At 68.1% G+C, this 1398-nt stretch carries 3 protein-coding genes; all 3 read right to left on the reverse strand.

Annotation, left to right across the window (positions count from 1 at the left end; translation table 11 throughout):
- A partial coding sequence (gene mutL, locus HUK84_RS18295) for a DNA mismatch repair endonuclease MutL (RefSeq protein ID WP_176641508.1) occupies positions 1–390 on the reverse strand: 390 nt, incomplete at its 3' end.
- 9 nt (positions 391–399) lie between these two features.
- Positions 400–1104, reverse strand: a complete 705-nt coding sequence (locus HUK84_RS18300) for a YkgJ family cysteine cluster protein (RefSeq protein ID WP_176641509.1) — start codon at positions 1102–1104, stop codon at positions 400–402.
- Positions 1105–1208: 104 nt separating this feature from the next.
- On the reverse strand, positions 1209–1398 hold a 190-nt coding region (locus HUK84_RS18305; RefSeq protein WP_176641510.1), incomplete at its 5' end, for a DUF3035 domain-containing protein.

Below are 1398 nucleotides of genomic sequence, written 5' to 3' on the forward strand. Positions count from 1 at the left end.
CCAGGCGCCGTCAGCCCCGTGGGGGCGCGAGGTCACACGCAGGCGCGCCGCCGCCCCGATCGAGGGCAGCGCCTCGCCGCGAAAGCCCAGCGTGTCGATCCGCACCAGGGTCTCGTCGCGCAATTTCGAGGTGCAATGCCGCTCCACCGCCAGCATCAGGTCGTCCGGCGTCATGCCGCACCCGTCATCAACGACTTCCAGCCGGTCGATCCCGCCCTGCTCCAGCAGCACCGCGATGCGGCGCGCTCCGGAATCGATGGCATTCTCGACCAGTTCCTTCAACGCCGCCGCCGGACGCTCGATGACCTCGCCGGCCGCGATGCGGTTGACGACCTGTTCCGACAGGCGCCGGATCACCGGGCGGGCAGGCAGGCTGGACGAGTCGGTCATGGGACCAGACTAGGGATTATCGCGCGCCGCATCCAGCAAGGCACCGGGAAACACACGCTCCCCCGTCCGCCAGCGCCGCGCCGCGTCCGGCCCCTCCAGAAGAACGCGCGCCGCCGCATGCAGGAAGACCGGCCCGGAATCGAGGCCCAGAGACTCTTCGATCGATTCGAGACGCTTTTCCAGGGCAAACAGAAAAATCATGAGCTGATGCGCGGCGTGCGCGCCGTCGCCCTGGTATCCCAGGTCCTTCTCGCAATAATCGCCTTGCCTGCACAGCGCCAGGTCGAAACTGTAATAGCCACGGCACACCATCGGGCGGCTCTGATAGATCGCGCACGCGCCGTCGAACAGAAACGGGCAGAAAGAGCTGCCCGAAACCAGCCTGTCCCTCAAAATCTCGAATTGGTCGGCGGAAAAGGTCCGGCGCGCCTCCGCCATCGCCAGAATGGCGAAGACCGGATTCACCTGGATCAGACTGTGGCAGCACGTATCGCATCCGGCCCGGCAGGCCAGGGCCTTCACCGGAGCAAGATGCCGCAACGTCTCGGCAACCTCGTCGCACAGGCCGAGCAGGTTTCGCGCAAGCCGCAGGATGTCGGCCTCAGTCGCGGCGGTATCGAGACCGGCCCTGAACGCGGCATCCGCCTCGGCCATCCTGTCCCGCATATGGGCAAGGGGCGATGCCGGTCGGGACAGGGCGCGATCGTCGCTCATCGAGAGGCCCAATCCGCCTTACGCCGTACCGAATGCCGCCGCCGCGCCGCCGAAACCGCCCCGAAAGGGCGGAGCAGGCAATCGCCGGGACCGGTCGCGGGCGGTTACGACCCGCCCTTCAAGGTCGGGGTGGCCCCCTGGGTCGGGCTGTTGCCCAGTGCTGCGTTCCGGCGCAGGCGACGATTTTCGGCCGCACCGTCCACCACGCTGCCGGCGCCGCCGCCATGCCAGAACATCAACTGGTCGACGAAGCCCTGGCCGGCCTGGCCCAGCTCGCCCTGGTTGGACGCGCCC

Origin of the sequence: Nguyenibacter vanlangensis (assembly GCF_013376155.1) — a bacterium.
GTDB lineage: Bacteria > Pseudomonadota > Alphaproteobacteria > Acetobacterales > Acetobacteraceae > Gluconacetobacter > Gluconacetobacter vanlangensis.